Here is a 17,811-nt window from a genome sequence, read left to right as displayed (position 1 = left end):
TGTTGATGAATTTGTCTGTTACTATAAAAGACGTTGCCAAAAAAGCGAATGTCGCTCCATCAACGGTATCGCGTGTAATCCATAACAGCCCGACAATCAGTGAAAAGACAAAGCGTAAAGTACGCAAGGTATTAAAGGAAATGGGCTATCATATGAATGAAAATGCCCGGAACTTAGTCACGAAGTCAACTAAGGCCATTGGGATCGTCATGAAAAGTTCGGCAAGGGAATCACTTTATAATCCCTTTTTTCCAGAAGTGATTAGGGGCATCGGGGATTTCTGTAATAAAGAAGGGTACAGTCTTTCTCTGACAACCGGCGAGACGGAGGATGCCATCTTTGAGGATGTCGTGAAGATGGTTAAGGGCAGAAGAGTGGATGGCATGATTGTTTTGTACTCTAAAAAGGACGATAAAGTGGTGCCGTATTTATTAAAGCAGGGCTTCCCGTTCGTTTTGATCGGGAAGCCAAGCACGAACATGAGCGGTATCACATTCATTGATAACGATAATGTTCAAGCGGCCAGGGAAGTATCGGAGTTTGTAATCAGTCTTGGACATGAGCGAATTGCCTTTTTAGGGGGCAGTCCCGAGTTTGAGGTGATCCAGGACCGCTTGACAGGCTTTCAACAAGCGATGGAACAGGCCGGGTTGGATATACGACAGGAATATATCAAATTGATTCCTTTAAATCGAACTGATGGAATAAAGGCGATTGACGAATTGCTGGAATTGAAAGAGGCACCAACCGCTTTTTTGGTTATGGATCTTTTATTGGGTGTTCTCTTGCTTGGAGTGTTGGCTGAAAAGAACTTGAAAGTCCCACAGCAAATAAGCGTCGTCTGTTTTAACCACTCAGAATTCATAGAATTTTTAAGTACGCCGCTGACAACGGTTGATATCCATACGTATCAGTTAGGATATGAGGCGGCAAAATGCGTGTTCGATCTAATTGCAAATCCGGAAATGATGGAAAAGAGTATTAGCATTCCTACCAAAATCATAAAGCGGGAGTCGCATTTTGTTGTCGAAAAGGAAATTAAAAGAAAAATGTAGAAATGTTTTACCAATTAAAGCTTGATTTTTGCTAACATAAATTTACAATATAGATTATCACTATTATTTTTAAAAAATCATACTTTGAAGGCATCATAAAGTATGTTCTTATAATTTGATCTTCTCTAACGCAAACGTTTGCGTTAAGAATAAATAGGTAATAGTTAAACAGGCAAAGCAAGTTGCCATGAAATGAATCTTGAATGGAGGAGGATGTTCATGAGAGTCCTAGTATGGAATGAGTTTCGCCACGAGAAAACAAAGCCTGAAGTAGCAAAAGTATATCCGGATGGTATCCATGGTGCAATTGCCAGCTTTTTACAAAGTGGGCAGGTCGAGGTGAGAACCGCCACTCTCGATGAAGAAGAGCATGGATTAACCGAAGAAGCACTGAAACAAACCGATGTACTTCTTTGGTGGGGGCATGTTGCACATGATGAAGTTCAGGATGAAATCATTGCAAGGGTTCACAAGCGAGTACTCGAGGGAATGGGTCTCATCGTCCTCCATTCTGGTCATTTTTCAAAAATCTTCAAACGATTAATGGGCACGACTTGCGATTTGAAATGGCGGGTGGCGGATGAAAGGGAACGGCTCTGGGTTGTTGATCCAAGTCATCCTATCGTTGATGGAATCGGAGAATATATAGAGCTTGAGAAGGAAGAGATGTACGGGGAACATTTTGATATTCCTGCACCAGATCAATTGATATTCGTCAGTTGGTTTGAAGGCGGGGAGATATTCAGAAGCGGTTGCACGTATCAGCGGGGAAAAGGGAGGATTTTCTATTTCCGTCCAGGTCATGAAACATATCCTACCTACCATAATCCCGAGATTCAACGAGTGATTAAGAATGCCGTTAATTGGGTCAAGCCGGAGTTTGGAATCGTAACGAACTACGGGAAAGCCGAACCGTTGGAATCCATCTCAGGCAAAGAGCTGAAGTGAAGGAGAGAACAAAATGGGCAAAGTGAAGGTAGGAGTCATTGGATGTGGGAGTATTGCAAAAAACAGGCATTTTCCGGAGTATGATGCACATCAGGAAACGGAGATCATTGCCGTTTGTGATATTGTACCGGACCGGGCGAATGCAGCAGCACAAAGGTATGGCGCGCAAGCATATACTGATTATATAGAACTTTTGAAGAATGAGGAGATTGAAGCGATCAGTGTATGTACCCCGAATTACCTGCATGCACGCATCACAGTTGCGGCCTTGGAAGCTGGTAAGCATGTCCTTTGTGAGAAACCAATGGCTACTTCTTTAGTAGACGCTGAAAAAATGAATGCAGCAGCAGTGAAAAGCGGCAAAATACTAATGATTGGTCATAATCAGCGTTTTGTTCCCTCTCATCAAAAAGCGAAGCAGCTTATTGAGAGCGGGGAGGTAGGGAAGGTCTATAGCTTCAGGACGGCTTTTGGACATTCCGGGCCGGAAACCTGGAGCGTGGACGGAATAGAAAGCTGGTTTTTTAAAAAGGATCAGGCAGTCATTGGCGCAATGGGTGATTTAGGTGTTCATAAAGCTGATTTATTACGGTATATCCTTGGAGAAGAATTTGTTGAAGTGGGAGCCTTTGTGGAAACGACTGCCAAGAAAAATACAGACGTTGATGACAGTGCGGCCTGTATCCTCCGGACGGAGAGCGGTATCATCGGTACGCTTACCGCCAGCTGGTCTTATGCAAAAGAAGACAATGCTACGGTCATTTATGCGGAAAAAGCGGTATTGCGCCTTGAAGACGATCCGAAATACTCACTGATCATCCATCATGATAATGGAAAGACAGAAACCATCCAATTAGGAAGCATCCAGACTAATGACTCAGAAGGACAGCATGATTCCGAAGTGATCAGCCATTTTGTAAAATGTGTGGTGGACAATGAGGAGCCACTTGTCTCAGGAGTTGAAGGATTAAAATCATTAAAAGTCATTCTTGGCGCGATGGAATCAAATGCATCCCGAAAAATCATCCGCTTATAAAGGGGTTAAAAGTCATCATGTACAAATTAAAAATGGGTATTATCGGTGCTGGCGGAATTGCCCAAAAAAGGCATATTCCAGCTTTTCAAAAATTTCAAGATAAAGTGGTTTTATACGCCATTCATGATATAGATGAAATGAAGGCGCGAGAAGTGGCGCGTGAATTTCATATCGAGAAGGTTTTCACCAATTATGAAGAAATGTTTGCCGAAGTGGATGCTGTTACGATTGCAACGCCAAACAAGTTCCATGCGGAGATTTCCATTGCTGCTCTGCAAGCGGGTGTACATGTGTTATGCGAAAAGCCAATGGCCATTACAACTGAGGAATGTTTAGCAATAACCGAGGCTGCAAACATATCGGGTAAAGTTTTATCGACCGCTTATCATTACCGCTTCATGAAGGAAGCCCAGGCTGCAAAGAAAATGATTCAGGCCGGTGAAATCGGTGAACCATATGTAGCGCGTGTACAGGCAATCAGACGACGTAAAGTTCCTGGCTGGGGAGTGTTTACAAGCAAGGAATTGCAAGGCGGGGGAAGCGTGATCGATTACGGCTGCCATTTGCTTGATTTGGCTTTATGGCTGATGGATGACCCAGAACCGATTGAAATCGTAGGTTCGACATATAATTATGTCAGTAAGGGTGTCGATCAAGTCAATTTGTGGGGGAATTTCGATGCCTCTGTATTTGAAGTGGATGACCATGCCACGGCATATATCAAATTTGCCAACGGAGCATCTTTATTATTCGAAACATCTTGGGCCGCGAATATCCGTGAAGAAGCAACTGTTTTAAGTTTATCCGGAACGCAGGGCGGACTTGATGTGTTCCCGCTGGTCTTGAATCAGGCTAAGCATGGCATGCTTTTAAATAGTGAGGCAGTATGGATGCCAGGGGAGGATACACCAGACCTGCAGCAGGCAGAGAACTTTATTAATAGCTGCCTGGGGTTGGCAGAACCATTGGTAAAACCATCGGAAGCCATGAAAGTTTCGAAAATAATCGAAGCCATTTATCAAAGCTCGGCAAGTGGGAAGGTCATGAGCATAAATTAATGAAAAGGTGAGGTGGGGCATGTGAAATTAGGGATTTTTACAGTGCTATTTGCTCAAAAATCATTCGAGGATATGCTTGATTATGTCGCAGATTCCGGATTAAAAACAGTTGAAATCGGTACAGGCGGGTATCCAGGCAATATCCACTGTCCGCTCGATGAACTGCTGGAAAGTGAAGAAAAACGCCAAAAATACCTCGAAGCCGTTCAAACAAGAGGATTAACGATCAGTGCATTCAGCTGCCACGGCAATCCAATCTCTCCAGATGAAGCATTCGCTAAAGAAAGTGATGAAACACTGATTAAAACAATCAAGCTTGCATCCTTACTGAACGTCCCGGTAGTCAATACCTTTTCTGGTACAGCCGGTGATCACGAAGGAGCTAAATATCCAAACTGGCCTGTCGCCCCATGGCCGAATGAGTATACAGATGTGCTGAAATGGCAATGGGAAGAAAAATTGATCCCCTATTGGAAAACAGCAGCCGCCATTGCCGATGAGCACAATATAAAAATCGGACTTGAACTACATGGGGGCTTTCTCGTCCACACACCCTACACCTTGTTAAAACTGCGGGAAGCTACATCTGATGCAATAGGCGCCAACCTTGATCCAAGCCATCTTTGGTGGCAGGGCATCGAACCAGTCGGGGCCATCAAAATCCTAGGGAAAGCGGGAGCAATCTACCACTTCCACGCAAAAGACACATACTTGGATCAGGATAACATCAATATGTATGGATTAACCGACATGCAGCCATATGGAAATATCCAGAGCCGTGCCTGGAACTTTCGCTCTGTAGGATGCGGCCACAGCCTGCAAGAATGGTCCGACATCATGAGCGCCCTTCGCACATACGGTTATGATTACGTCGTCAGCATCGAACATGAAGATCCGCTGATGTCAGTTGAAGAAGGATTCCAACGGGCTGTTACCAATCTGAAAACTGTACTCATCAACGAAAGCCCAACTGATTTATGGTGGGTATAATTTGTAGCCCATAACGAGCAGCCTAATGCAGGTTGCTTTTTATTTTGGTCCTTACTCGTGAAAAAGTGGAATTAACGAGTAAAGTGGAATTCACGAGTAAAAGCGTGAAACTCACGAGTAAAGTGGAATTCACGAGTAAAAGCGTGAAACTCACGAGTAAAAGTGCGAAACTCACGAGTAAAGTGAAATTCACGAGTAAAAGCGTAAAATTCACGAGTAAAAGCGTGAAACTCACGAGTAAATGAGCAAAATTCACGAGTAAAGTGAAACTCACGAGTAAAAGTACTCAGATAAGAATAAAATAGCAAATTATTGCGGAAAATTCTTCTGAAATTAAAAAAGAGATGCCCCCGGAAATCTGGGGGCATCTTCATTATCATCTTTGCCTTGGAGTATAATCTAATTCCTTAAATAGTTCCGTCAATTCATCCTCGGTTAAGTCGCGCCATTGTCCGATCGCCAGTCCGTCCAGATGGATGTTCATGATCCGGATTCGATGTAAATCACGGACTTCGTACCCTAGTGCGGAGCACATACGGCGGATTTGTCTGTTCAGTCCTTGCATCAAAGTGATATTAAATGTATATTTGGTCAACTGTTCAACCTTACATGGAAGTGTTTTCGTATCCAAAATCTCTACTCCGGATGACATATCTTTAATGAAGGAAGCGGTAAGTGGTTTATCCACGGTTACGATGTATTCTTTTTCATGTTTGTTTTCTGCACGAAGGATTTCGTTTACGATGTCTCCATCATTTGTAAGAAGGATCAGACCGCTTGAGTCTTTGTCCAGCCGTCCGATATGAAAAATGCGAAGCGGATGATTTACAAAATCAACGATATTCCCTTTTATGTGTTTTTCCGTCGTACTTGTAATACCTATCGGTTTATTCAGTGCAATATAGACATTTTGCTGTTCCACTTTTATCGGCTTGCCATCTACACGAACATCATCACCGGGTTCGGCTTGACTGCCGAGCTCAGCTACAGTTCCATTAATCGTCACACGGCCCTCGGCTATCCATTTGTCTGCGCCTCGTCGCGAGGTAATTCCGGATTCACTGATATATTTATTGATCCTCAACTAAAGCACACCTTTACATTCAGATTTTCTTCTTTAAAGGATAACGTAAATCATGGTGCATAGACAAGGGGAAAAGACAAGAAAGCATAGTTGGTGAGAATTACTGGATATTCTTTACATGTTCTTCGTGAAATCTGCCGGATATTCCTTTTTCTTTTTGCTTGTCAGGTAGACGCCACTGAAGACAAAAAGACCTCCCAGGATTTGGACGATGGTAATAGTATGACCTAAAATCAGGCTAAGAATGGCGGTAAATACAGCTATCAGATTTAGATAAATTCCAGCCTGGCTAGCATTGATATGACGAAGGGAGATATTCCAGAAAATAAAGGAACCGACAGACGGGAAGATTCCAATATATAAGAGCCCCGTGACGGCTTCACTGCTTAAATTAAGGTTCATTCCCGAGCCAATGGCGAATGGAGCGACGAGAATCAATCCGAGAAATACGGAAACGGCAGTGGCTGAGATGATCGGAATGTTTTTCAGTTTTTTACCGATTATTGAATAGAAGGTCCAAACGAGAATCGCCAGGATCATCAATAAGTCGCCTTTATTGTAAGTGAGCTGGAAAATATCCAGAAGGTGTCCTTTTGTCAAGACCAATAAAACGCCGAATAAAGATATGATAAGTCCGAGTGCATGGAGGGATGAAATTTTCTCCTTTAACAGCCAAGCGGAAAAAAGCACAATTAAGGCAGGGTTCATGGAATTGACAAGAGCGGCATTCATGGAAGTTGTATAGGTCAGAGCCCAATAAAGGAAAAAATTATAACTGATGATTCCGAGCACACCCATGACTAACAGCAATCTCCATTCTTTCCATACACTCTTCCAATTTGGCTTTTCAATCCATTGGGCTAAAGGAAACAATAAGAATACGGCTATTAGCCATCGCGTAAATGTTAGTTGGATTGGGGAAAGTTCGGTCACAACGTATTTTCCGAAAATGTAATTACCGGCCCAAAACAAATTTGCAAAGATAAGAAATAAAATAACAATAGATTTTTTCATCAGACTGCCTCTTCCTTAATTGGTGGAATATTCACTAAATATATCAAAACAGGAGTACCTAAGCAATATAGCGAGCCTAGTAGTCAATTTTTGTACAAGGATGAACCAAAGAGCAGGATAAATAGAAAAAGGCCATTCAACATGAGCTGAACAGCCTTTTTTCATATCTATGTTAAGCGAAAATGGCACTGATTTCGGCGATTTCATCCATGGTTAAATCGACATCCAATGCTTGTAAGTTGCGTGTGACCTGCTCAGGCTTTTTCGCTCCGGGAATCAGTACATCTATCGAGTGCCGAGTTAAATACCAAGCAAGTACGACATCGGCGACATCGGTATGCTTCCTGTTGGCAATCGCCCGGACTTCTTCTACTTTTTGCAGGTTGCTTACAAAGGCTTGTCCTTGGAAAAGCGGACTTTTTGCCCGGCCATCCTCGAATGTTGATTCCTGATTATATTTGCCGCCGAGCAGACCGGAAGCAAGGGGAAAATAAGGAATGAAGGAAATATTATTTTCGGCTGTATATGGCAGCAGGTCTTGTTCTGCCTCCCGTTTGAATAGATTGTACTCAGATTGCAACACATCGACATAGCCGTCTTTATTCGCTTCCTTCAATTGTTCGAACGAAAAGTTCGAGACGCCGATCGACTTGATTTTGCCTGCATCCTTCAATTCCTTTAAGGCACCTACCGCTTCATCTTTAGGGGTATCCTCATCAGGGAAATGGATATAGAATAAGTCGATGTAATCCGTTTGGAGCCTTTTTAGACTCGATTCCACAGCATTTTTCAGAAAAGCCGGAGAGTTATCAAAGACGATGTTGCCATCGGCAAATTTATGTGCCCCTTTAGTGGCAAGGACTATATCCTCGCGTTTGCGACTATCTTTAAGGATTTCACCGATAAGTTCTTCTGAACGCTCAGGACCGTAAATGTAAGCTGTATCCCAAAAGTTGATTCCCTCTTCCAATGCTGTTCTCAAAACATCCCTTCCTGTATCCTCACTTAGATTAGGGAACAGGTTATGTCCGCCAATTGCATTCGTGCCAAGGCCAATCGGATTTACATACAGATCTGTTTTACCAATACGGGTTTGCTTAGACATATTACTTATCATCTCCTTTGACCCCATCATAACAAAAAGTGGATGTCGATTTCCAAAATAAAGCAGTGCAGGCGTGTACAAAATAAGCAGGTGACCCGTAAAATCACCTGCTTCCTTCATTATTATAGTGTTTCGATTTCCAACTCTTCAGCTCGAGCCGTTTGTCCAAATTGACTGAGAAGCAGGCCAAAGGCTGTACCGACGAGAGCGGGGATGATCCACTCCATTCCGTAGGCAGAAAGGGGAAGGACATCACTCAACGTTTGCACGGGTCCTAATTGTAAGCCGAAGGCATTCAGTCCGTCCATCAAGGCGAAAACTCCTGTGAAAATCATTGCACTGCGATAAACCTTCTTCGGGTTTTTGAAATGACGGCTGAAGAATGTCAGGACAATCAGGACGATCGTTAACGGATAAGCCATCACAAGGAATGGTACAGATACTTTCAAAATTTGATTCAGACCCATATTTGAAAGGATGAAACCGACGATTGTTACAATCAGAATGACGGTTTTATAGTTCAGCTTGGGGAAAAGTTTCGAGAAATACTGTCCGCAAGCAGTCGTCAACCCGACGACGGTGGTGAAGCATGCTAAAGTGAAAATGATTCCGAGAAGGACTTTCCCGCCAGTTCCAAGTAAAAGGGTGGATGCGACAGTGAGGATGTCCGTTCCGTTTTCAAAGGACCCACCGGCTGCCATGCGTGCTCCCATTACACCTAATGAGATATAAACTAATGAAAGCAAAACACCAGCGATGAGACCAGCTTTTACTGTATATCTCGTCAATTGTTTTCGTTCGGAAATCCCCCTTTGCTGGATAGAAGTCAGGATGACGATTCCAAAAGCCAAGGCAGCTAGTGCATCCATCGTGTTGTAACCTTCAATGAAACCTTTCGAAAATGCTCCTGCAGCATATGCTTCGGTTGGAGCTTGGAATGGTGCATCAAGCTTTACGAACCCAACGACACAGAGAATGACCATGGACAGAAGTAGAACGGGTGTAATCCAGCGTCCCATGAAGGTTTCCATTTTTTCTGGATTCAATGAAATGGCATAAGCTGTGATGAAAAATATGGTTGTGAAAATGAATAGGAATAGTGATTGATTCATTGAGTCGCCAAAATACGGCTTGAAGCCCATTTCATAGGCAACATTCGCATTTCTTGGAATGGCCAGAAAAGGCCCGATGCTTAAATAGATGACCACCATGAACAACGTGCTGAATAGAGGATGTACACGGGCTCCGATAGTTTGTGCCCCGCCTTTAACAAGTGAGACTGCAAGAAGCACCAAAATTGGCAGGCCGACTCCGGTTACAACAAAACCGGCAATGGCTGGCCAGAAGGAAGTTCCTGAAGATGCTCCCAAAAATGGAGGGAATATGAGATTCCCCGCTCCGAAGAACATTGAGAAAAGCATAAGGCCGATAAATAATGTGTCTGTTTTTTTCATGGTGATTTCTCCTTTTTTAAAAAATGATAACTCTCGCCGACTGGCCTGAAAAAGGCTAATTAAAGTGTTTTGTGCAAATAAAAAACTCGCCCCTGAAAATCAGGGACGAGTTTGTGCTCGCGTTACCACCCATATTCCGCAATAAAAAAAAACTGCGGCACTCAGTCAACGTACGTATTCATACGTGATCCATTGTAACGGCGGAAACCCGTCAAAGCCTACTGCATTTTCAGCTTTGCATCTCAGAGATGATTTTCGGATAGGCCTTGGACATCGACTTCCACCACATGTCGACTCTCTGTGGAACAGGGTTCTCATCTTACTCTTTCTCTTCATAGATTTTTTAATATATAGACAATTTAGCAAATTCTGATTATGAAGTCAATATAATTTATCATTAATCCTTTTAAAGGAGCAGGAAATTAGTCCCTCGTTGGCGAAACTTCCTATATCCAGAGGATATTTTCAAGAAGAATAGGATATTACTCCCTATTATCTTTCTAATCGCAACTATATTATAATAGAAGGCAGAACACTAAAGGAGACAACAGTATGTCTGAAAATAAAAAATTAAGCCTGGCGGATGCAGTCAAACAAAAACTGGCTCAAAAGCAAGCAGGATCAAGTAAAGATAAACTGGAAACAGGCGTTGTGAAGAAAACGAAACAGCTTAAAAGCCAGTTGACCAAAAAGCCGAATAACCAACGTAAGCGTACAGGGGTATAATCCTAATTTGTCAAAGGACAACGACTGTTCGGAGCTTATCAGAGAGCAGTTACCTTTTATGAATGAGGGTACTGCTTTTTTATATGAACGGAAAAATGGGGATATAGTAATGGACGAGGCAGGGTGATTTTGCTTTTTTACCGTTATAGGTAGTTGAAGGGCTGGGCTTCTGGTAATTTAGAGGTATAAAGAATGGTTCGCCCAGCTCTATCTGATATGTGGTAAAACTGGGAAAAACATTTTTTCTCGAATATGGAAATGACATTTATGTATCTCTTTATTAAAAACATTACAGTTCCAATTGTTTCTGTTTTAAAATTGTAAGAGTGGTGACATGTTGTTACCATATTGTTTTGCTAAAATAATATTTTAAGGTTTTGTAAATGATTTTTTAACTAAAGGAACCAATAGATTGAAGTTAGGTCTATTAGAAGGCTTATAGAATCAGTGATTATCCTTTAATTGAAAATATGAAATATATCGGGGGAATAAAGATGGACGAACGGCTGATCGGAAAAAAATATTATGAAACGATGATTGAGGATACAAGGAAGCACCCGATTCAAGCTTTGGGTGAAATGTTTCTCGTGGAACAAAAAAAGGAAAGAGCGGATTTAACTGCAATTCGATTTGCTCAAGGAGAAGTATATTTTCAGCATCATGACTATGAAGCAGCCATTTTTAAATGGGAGAACATAGAAGGGGAACTTGGTTCATGGGCGAAGAAAAACATCGCTGATGCTTATTTTGAACTGGAAATGTACTCTACCGCAGAGGATATCTATAAATCCGTCAATACGGATGAAGCGGTCTTGAAAACAGAGGTTCTTTTGCAACTTTTTTCGCTGTACATAGTGGAATCGAGAAATGACCTGGCTTCCAAAGTTGTGAAAGAAGCAGTCGAGTTTCAACCGGATTACCCGAATGTCACGGAAATCGCACGCGCCTTTTTTGAAGAACAAAAGGATTGGAACAGTGCAGTGGTATTAGCGGCTAATGAAAGTATCCGTACAGAATCAGTGGGCTGGTTCGATGTGCTGAAGACGTATATCCAGCAGGGTGTTGCCCAATCGATTGATCCGGATTATTTTTCAACTGTCCTTGGTTCGCTTTACACACTCGACCAGGAACGTTTCGAAAAGGTGACGGTTGCCCTTTGGAAAAATTATAAATATACGGATTCTTATTTCGAATGGCTAAGAGTGATTAATAACTTGATAGATACCATCGAATTGAACCATGCTGATGTATGGGATGAGCTTTCCGTCTATTACAGGGATGCATATGCAGGTCTTTTAGAAGGAACGCACCTAATCAAAGATTTAAGTCCTGTCGTGCCAAGGTTACTGGAAAACTGGCTCAAAATCGCAGATGGGGAGCTCTCGCTGTTTGCGGCGGCATCCGCGTTGTCCTGGAATGAAATCTTCCCGGTTACGATCAATGCGCTGGTCATTCAGGATGCAGAAAGCCTGTTGGCGAAATCGCCTAAAATAGGAGGCGGACTGGAAGCGGGAGAGAAACTGTTCAATTCCATTATCCAGTGGGCTGAAGATAATGATTTAATGGTTGGCAATAAGCTTAAATGGATGGTCGAGGGGCTTAAGGATACCGAAAACTTCAATCTTCTTCTTGTAGGAAGTACAGGAAATGGCAAGACATCCTTCATTCAGTCAATTGTTGGCGAGAGCATTGCCGCTGAAGATCATTCGTCATTAGTCAGTGTCAAAGACGGGGATGATTTGGAAATCCTTGAAATTACCGATACAGATAGAAAGGTTGTCATGGAGCTAACTGAATTGGATGAAACACGCCGCCAGCGCGGGACTATTGTTGATGTGACAATCATAAGTGACTACCTAAGAAATAATGGTCTGCGATTATTGGATACACCGGGGTTCAATGGGGAAAAAAGCGTGGAATCAGATTTCCAAGGCTATTTACATGGCAGTGATGGACTGATGTTCGTTCTTGACGCCCGGGCGCCTTTCACCGGCAGTGAACGGGATCTGTTATTGGAAATTCAAATGATGGCTCCGAAACTGCCGATTCATTTCTTGTTAAATAAAATGGATACGATATACAGTGATCAGGTGGCAGTCCGGATGGAAGACGAAACATGGGATAAAGTGAATGCATATTTCCCGAATGCGAAAGTATTCGCTTTCTCCAAACTGTATGATAGCAAGCAGCAATTGAAGGACCTTTCAGCCTTCCTTCAATCGAATTATCAAGAGGATAATTGGAAGGAAAGAAGATCTGAAAAAATCCTTGCATTCATTCGTAAAACTTTATCTTATCTGTTAGAAAAACGGGCAGCCAATGAGCGGAAATGCGAGCATTCCATCTCTTGGAATGAACAGATGGAAGTCAAACTGAATGGGGCGGTCAATCAACTGGCTGATTTGGAAAAAGAAAAAAGTGAAAATATCATAAGGTCGTATCGTCTGCTTAAGGATGAAGTGAAAAATCAGCTTTCTTCTAAAATTCCTGAATTACTGAGGGATTGCTCTAAATCATTAACGGAAAGCAGTGATTTCAGTCAGGTCCATGTACAGTTAAACCAAGAAATGAATGAACGGATTCAAAACTTCATTTCTGATAAGATCATGCCTCAATATTACCGTTCTCTTCAAGACTGGATTGCCAGTTCCCAAATGGAGTTCTCACAAAGCCAGCAGTTTATGGATGAGATGAGTGCCGGATTCAATGAATTATACAAAGAAGAACGGATTACGCTTGCAGGTGACTTCAGGGTATTGGATGACTGGCGCCGTGATGCCGATCGGATGACAAGCAGTATCCGCATCGAAAACGTTAATATCCTTTTGCGCAGGACTCCATCACAATTGCTGCTTAAAGGAGCAGGGAAGCTGTTTGGGGCGATACCGCAAAATAAAGCCAATATGTACAATCGTTATAAGAAATATCTGGAAAGTGAAGATTACCTGGATGTTGCGGAAATGATCACGGAACGTTTCCTTACCCAATTTGGATTGTTTGAAAAATCTTTGGATCGGGACATCGCACTTTTCTATCGCAGTTCATTTGCCTTACTTCAAAAAACGATTGAACAAACGCAGACCGAGATAAAAGACTTCCAGGCTGCATTGGAGCATATGAAAGAAAATCCGGAAGTTTACCGTGACCCGATCACTTTGTTCGAAGTGAAATTAAGGCAGTTGGAGAGGCTTGAAAAAATCGAGAAAAAGCGTCTAGCCCAGCTTCAAAGAAAATAAAAAATAACGGGGAACATTTCAAATATTCAAAAATCTATTGACTTTACGACTATATCCCTATAAAGTGATAATTACGAAAACGTAACACAATATATCTCTTATCAAGAGTGGCGGAGGGACTGGCCCTAAGATGCCCAGCAACCGTTCCATTAGGAATTGGTGCTAAATCCTGCAAAACAGAAATGTTTTGACAGATAAGAGAGGGACAAGTCTGCAAAACAGCCGATTAAACCTCTCTATATTAGAGAGGTTTTTATTTTGGGATTTACACCGACTTAACTGATAAGACTAATTAGAAAACATGGAGGGAAAACAAGATGAGAAGGTCTATTAAAGGGATATTTATTTCAGCCATCGCTTCGGCTTTGCTTTTAACGGGTTGCTCTACTGGGCAGAGTTCCACAGAATCGAAGAAAGAAGAAAAAGTATCATTTGAAAATGTACCGGAAAGATTTGCAGATGGGGATGGAGCCAAGATCAAAGTGATCCGTAAAATTGGCGGTGATGATCATACGGCCCAATACCTGGCGGGGGCGAAGGAAGAAGGAGAAGCACTCGGATTCCAAGTGGATACATATACAGCCAATGGTGATACGGCTAAATTTCATGATGCGATAGCGCAGGAATTGGAGGAAGATTACGACGGCTATATCATTTCCCATGGTGATGATGCAGCAACTGTGAATGACGTTCAAAAGTTGGTTGATGCAGGTAAAAGCGTTGTCACGTTCGATTCAATAAGCGATCTATCTAAAATAGATGGTGTGACATTAACTTCACAGGATGATGAAGCGTTGGCAACACTGGCTTTTGATAAACTGATAAAAGAGCAGAAAGGTGAAGCGGCAATTGCATATCTTTGGGTGGATGGTTTCCCACCAATGGTAAGAAGAAATGCAGTCTATCAGGAAAAACTAAAAGAAAATCCTGGGATTAAAGAAGTCGAAAGATTCGGAGTGGCATCTGCCGATACTTCGGTTCAGACACAAAATGCTGTAGCCGCAATGCTGAATAAATACCCTAAAGGTAAATTGGATGCCATTTTCGCAACATGGGATGCCTTTGCCATCGGTGCAGCCCGGGCGATTAAAGAAGCGGGCCGAGATGAAGTGAAGATATATGGAATTGATGTATCTAACGCAGATCTCCAGGAAATCCAATCGGCAGATAGCTCATGGTCCTACACGGCAGCAGTCGATCCCAAGTTGATCGGTGCAGTTAATATGAGGATATTGGCTAAAAAATTGGCGGGCGAAGATACGCCGCAAACCTATGACTTAGAGGCTTCACTTATTTCACAAAAGCAAGTCCAAGCTTCAAAAGAAGCGGTAAACATGGCAAATCTGTCTGGTATTGTCGATGGATGGGGTGAATCTACGGAATTTGAAGAAGATTGGATGAAAGTTTTGAAGGATCATTATAAAAAGTAAAAAGAGACACTCTCTTTCAAGTAGAAGGGAGTGTCTGTTCAATAAGGGGGAATGGACATGGGCACGCAACTAGAAATGAAGAAGATTTCGATTGAATTTCCGGGGGTGAAGGCGCTGAGTGAAGTTGATTTTTCCGTACAATCAGGGACAGCCCACGCATTGGTCGGTGCAAACGGAGCAGGGAAATCGACGTTAATGAAAGTTTTATCGGGAGCCCATGTTCATTATTCAGGTGACATTTTTATTGATGGGATGAGGCGGGATATCCGCTCGCCAAAAGCGGCTCAGGAACAAGGCATTCAAATTGTTTATCAGGAAGTGGATACAGCCCTCATCCCTTACTTAACGGTTGGGGAAAATGTAATGTTGAATGATATGGTCCAAAACATGGGGAAAAAACAGAGGGTCCAATGGAAAGAGCTGCACAAACAAGCCTCTTATATTCTTGAAGATATGAAAATTCGTGTCCCTTCGAAAAAGCTGGTAAGAGACCTTACCTTGGCTGAAAAACAGATGGTCCTGATAGCAAGAGCCGTTTCGACAGAATGCAAATTCCTGATTCTCGATGAGCCAACTGCTCCGTTAAGTCATACGGAGACGACAGAACTTTTTCGAATTGTAAATGAATTAAAGCAAAAAGGCGTGGGAATCATTTTCATTTCACATCGTCTGCCTGAGATTTATGAAATCTGTGAGGAAATTACGATCATGAGAAATGGGGAGCGTGTCACTTGTCGAAAGAAGGAGGACATAACCCGTAACGAAGTGGTAGAGAATATGCTCGGTAAAGCCATGGATGACCAGTTTCCAGAAGTCAATGCTTCGATCGGAGACGTCATTCTGGAAGTGAACGGATTGTCAGATGCCGAGAAAGTCAAGGATGTCAGTCTGAATATTAAAGCAGGCGAGATAATCGGCTTGGCAGGGTTAGTCGGGGCGGGAAAAACGGAACTCTGTAAAACCCTTTTCGGTCATACTTCGATCAAAGCGGGGGAAGTAATCCTGAATGGTCGAAAGCTTTCTTTGAAATCACCGCACGAAGCAGTAAAAAGCGGTCTGGCACTTGTACCTGAGGAACGCAGGAAAGAAGGGGTCCTCGTTCAGGAATCAGTCTCGGCGAACTTGACCGCAGCCAGTCTCGGCAAATTCTGCAAGACGTTCAGCTTCGTGGATCGTAAGGCGGAAAAGGAAAAGGCGAAGGAAATGATCGCAAGTCTCGGCATTAAAACTCCTTCAGGAGAAGTGAATGTCGAAAACCTTTCAGGTGGTAACCAGCAAAAAGTTGCCATCGGAAAATGGCTTATGGCCGATGCGGATGTATACATATTCGATGAACCAACGAAAGGGGTCGATGTTGGAGCCAAGAAGGATATATTCGAATTGATTGCAAAGCTTGCAAGGAATGGGAAAGCGATCATTTATGCATCATCCGAGCTTTCCGAAATCATTGGCATTACCAACCGGACATATGTGCTATATGACGGGAGCACTGTCATCGAATTAGAAACGAGCAAAACGAATGAAGAAGAACTACTATTCTATTCAACAGGAGGAAAATAGGATGAGCATACCCATTCCTGTTACACAGACAGCGAAAGCGAAGAAAAAGCTGGAACTATTCGACTTTTTCTATAAATACGGCACAATATTGACGATTATCATTCTGATTGTAATTTTTGCCGTGTCCAATCCATCTTTCATTCAAACGAATAATCTGATCAACATCCTGCGTTCCATTTCAATCGTGACCATCATTGCGATTGGCATTACGATATCCCTGACCGTGGATGGCTTCGACCTTTCCGTCGGCTCCGTCGCATCATTGGCCAATGCCATCGTCATATCAATGTTTGTCTGGTTTTCGCAGGATACATTAATCGCCATATTAGCTGCGATCGGCGCCTCACTTGTCGTAGGGGCTTTGAATTCATTCATGATCGTTAAATTGAGAATTCCCGACATGCTGATGACATTGGCTACCATGTTCATTATCCAGGGAATTGCCCTTACTTATACAAAAGGGGCAACGGTTTCGCAAAATATGGTCATGCCCGACGGGACATTCGCAACAGGACTGATCAGCCCATTTTTCGCCAAAATTGGCCAGGTACCATGGATAATCCTGATCATGGCAGTCATTGTGATTGCGACCCATATCTTTTTGACTTATACGAAGCACGGTCGTTATATGTACATTATTGGGGGAAATAAGGAAGCGGCGAGACTTTCCGGGATATCGGTCAATAAATACAAAATCCTTGCCTATCTGCTATCAGCTCTATTAGCTGCAATCGGGGGGATTGTCCTAGCTTCAAGGGTCATGACATCGGAAATCAATTCAGGGTCCCCCTATTTAATGGATGCCGTTGCAGCAGCCTTCATTGGTTCCTCCGTTTTAGGAGCGGGAAAACCGAATGCATTTGGAACCTTTGTCGGTGCAGTCCTGATCGGAATCCTTCAAAATGGTTTGATCATGATGTCCGTTCCGTATTATGCGATGGATATCGTCAAAGGAACAGTGCTGGCCCTTGCGCTCGCGGTAACCTATTACAAACAAAAACACTAAAATGAATCCGTTACGTTAATCTACAAGAAACCTATCATTGGGATTGTTGAATATTGATAAAGATCCTGTTGGATATGCAACAGGATCTTTCCTTTTTTAAAAGGGACGG

At 42.6% G+C, this 17,811-nt stretch carries 15 protein-coding genes, 1 riboswitch and 1 other annotated feature; of the genes, 11 read left to right on the top strand and 4 right to left on the bottom strand.

From position 1 onward, the window contains the following. Positions 1-11: 11 nt before the first annotated feature. The 6 genes from FNK51_RS05740 (at position 12) to FNK51_RS05715 (ending at position 5,332) form a co-directional block, all read left to right on the top strand. The gene (locus FNK51_RS05740; protein WP_141992766.1) at positions 12-1,055 is read left to right on the top strand and encodes a LacI family DNA-binding transcriptional regulator; all 1,044 of its coding nucleotides are present in this window, start codon (positions 12-14) and stop codon (positions 1,053-1,055) included. A gap of 219 nt (positions 1,056-1,274) precedes the next feature. Next, positions 1,275-2,003 (top strand): ThuA domain-containing protein, encoded by a 729-nt coding sequence (locus tag FNK51_RS05735; RefSeq protein ID WP_141992709.1) that lies wholly within the window; start codon positions 1,275-1,277, stop codon positions 2,001-2,003. A 13-nt stretch (positions 2,004-2,016) separates the two neighbouring features. Next, on the top strand, positions 2,017-3,039 hold the full coding sequence (locus FNK51_RS05730) for a Gfo/Idh/MocA family protein (protein ID WP_098370421.1): 1,023 nt from the start codon (positions 2,017-2,019) through the stop codon (positions 3,037-3,039). Positions 3,040-3,056: 17 nt separating this feature from the next. Next, positions 3,057-4,097 (top strand): Gfo/Idh/MocA family protein, encoded by a 1,041-nt coding sequence (locus FNK51_RS05725; protein WP_098370422.1) that lies wholly within the window; start codon positions 3,057-3,059, stop codon positions 4,095-4,097. A gap of 21 nt (positions 4,098-4,118) precedes the next feature. Next, a complete protein-coding gene (locus FNK51_RS05720; RefSeq protein ID WP_141992708.1) occupies positions 4,119-5,087 on the top strand; it encodes a sugar phosphate isomerase/epimerase family protein in 969 nt (322 codons plus the stop codon). A 44-nt stretch (positions 5,088-5,131) separates the two neighbouring features. Further along, positions 5,132-5,332 carry a hypothetical protein gene (locus FNK51_RS05715; protein ID WP_141992707.1) on the top strand — a complete coding sequence of 67 codons (201 nt, stop codon included), beginning with the start codon at positions 5,132-5,134 and terminating at the stop codon, positions 5,330-5,332. A 131-nt stretch (positions 5,333-5,463) separates the two neighbouring features. Here FNK51_RS05715 and rluF read toward each other — a convergent pair whose 3' ends face one another. The 4 genes from rluF to brnQ form a co-directional block, all read right to left on the bottom strand. Beyond that, positions 5,464-6,171 carry a 23S rRNA pseudouridine(2604) synthase RluF gene (rluF, locus tag FNK51_RS05710; protein WP_063235298.1) on the bottom strand — a complete coding sequence of 236 codons (708 nt, stop codon included), beginning with the start codon at positions 6,169-6,171 and terminating at the stop codon, positions 5,464-5,466. 114 nt (positions 6,172-6,285) lie between these two features. Further along, positions 6,286-7,185 carry a DMT family transporter gene (locus FNK51_RS05705; RefSeq protein ID WP_098370425.1) on the bottom strand — a complete coding sequence of 300 codons (900 nt, stop codon included), beginning with the start codon at positions 7,183-7,185 and terminating at the stop codon, positions 6,286-6,288. Between the two features lie 172 nt (positions 7,186-7,357). Continuing rightward, positions 7,358-8,290 carry an aldo/keto reductase gene (locus FNK51_RS05700; RefSeq protein ID WP_141992706.1) on the bottom strand — a complete coding sequence of 311 codons (933 nt, stop codon included), beginning with the start codon at positions 8,288-8,290 and terminating at the stop codon, positions 7,358-7,360. Positions 8,291-8,412: 122 nt separating this feature from the next. Then, positions 8,413-9,744, bottom strand: coding sequence for a branched-chain amino acid transport system II carrier protein (gene brnQ / locus FNK51_RS05695; protein ID WP_141992705.1), 1,332 nt, complete (start codon positions 9,742-9,744; stop codon positions 8,413-8,415). A gap of 98 nt (positions 9,745-9,842) precedes the next feature. Then, positions 9,843-10,089, bottom strand: a binding site (T-box leader). A gap of 207 nt (positions 10,090-10,296) precedes the next feature. Between brnQ and FNK51_RS26405 the strand changes: the two genes are divergently transcribed. The 5 genes from FNK51_RS26405 to FNK51_RS05675 all read left to right on the top strand — a co-directional run bounded on the left by FNK51_RS26405 (position 10,297) and on the right by FNK51_RS05675 (position 17,702). After that, a complete protein-coding gene (locus FNK51_RS26405; RefSeq protein WP_164468807.1) occupies positions 10,297-10,470 on the top strand; it encodes a hypothetical protein in 174 nt (57 codons plus the stop codon). 494 nt (positions 10,471-10,964) lie between these two features. Further along, positions 10,965-13,706 carry a GTPase domain-containing protein gene (locus FNK51_RS05690; RefSeq protein ID WP_286178582.1) on the top strand — a complete coding sequence of 914 codons (2,742 nt, stop codon included), beginning with the start codon at positions 10,965-10,967 and terminating at the stop codon, positions 13,704-13,706. A 95-nt stretch (positions 13,707-13,801) separates the two neighbouring features. Next, a riboswitch (SAM riboswitch) is annotated at positions 13,802-13,907 on the top strand. A 116-nt stretch (positions 13,908-14,023) separates the two neighbouring features. Continuing rightward, on the top strand, positions 14,024-15,136 hold the full coding sequence (locus FNK51_RS05685) for a sugar ABC transporter substrate-binding protein (RefSeq protein ID WP_141992704.1): 1,113 nt from the start codon (positions 14,024-14,026) through the stop codon (positions 15,134-15,136). A gap of 57 nt (positions 15,137-15,193) precedes the next feature. Next, positions 15,194-16,696 (top strand): sugar ABC transporter ATP-binding protein, encoded by a 1,503-nt coding sequence (locus tag FNK51_RS05680; protein ID WP_141992703.1) that lies wholly within the window; start codon positions 15,194-15,196, stop codon positions 16,694-16,696. Position 16,697: 1 nt separating this feature from the next. After that, positions 16,698-17,702, top strand: a complete 1,005-nt coding sequence (locus tag FNK51_RS05675; RefSeq protein ID WP_098370429.1) for an ABC transporter permease — start codon at positions 16,698-16,700, stop codon at positions 17,700-17,702. Positions 17,703-17,811 lie beyond the last annotated feature (109 nt).

Source organism: Bacillus sp. B4EP4a, assembly GCF_006680105.1.
Lineage (GTDB): Bacteria > Bacillota > Bacilli > Bacillales > DSM-1321 > Peribacillus > Peribacillus simplex_E.
Note: the sequence above shows the minus strand (reverse complement) of the source record. Positions and strands in the feature narration are given on the sequence as shown.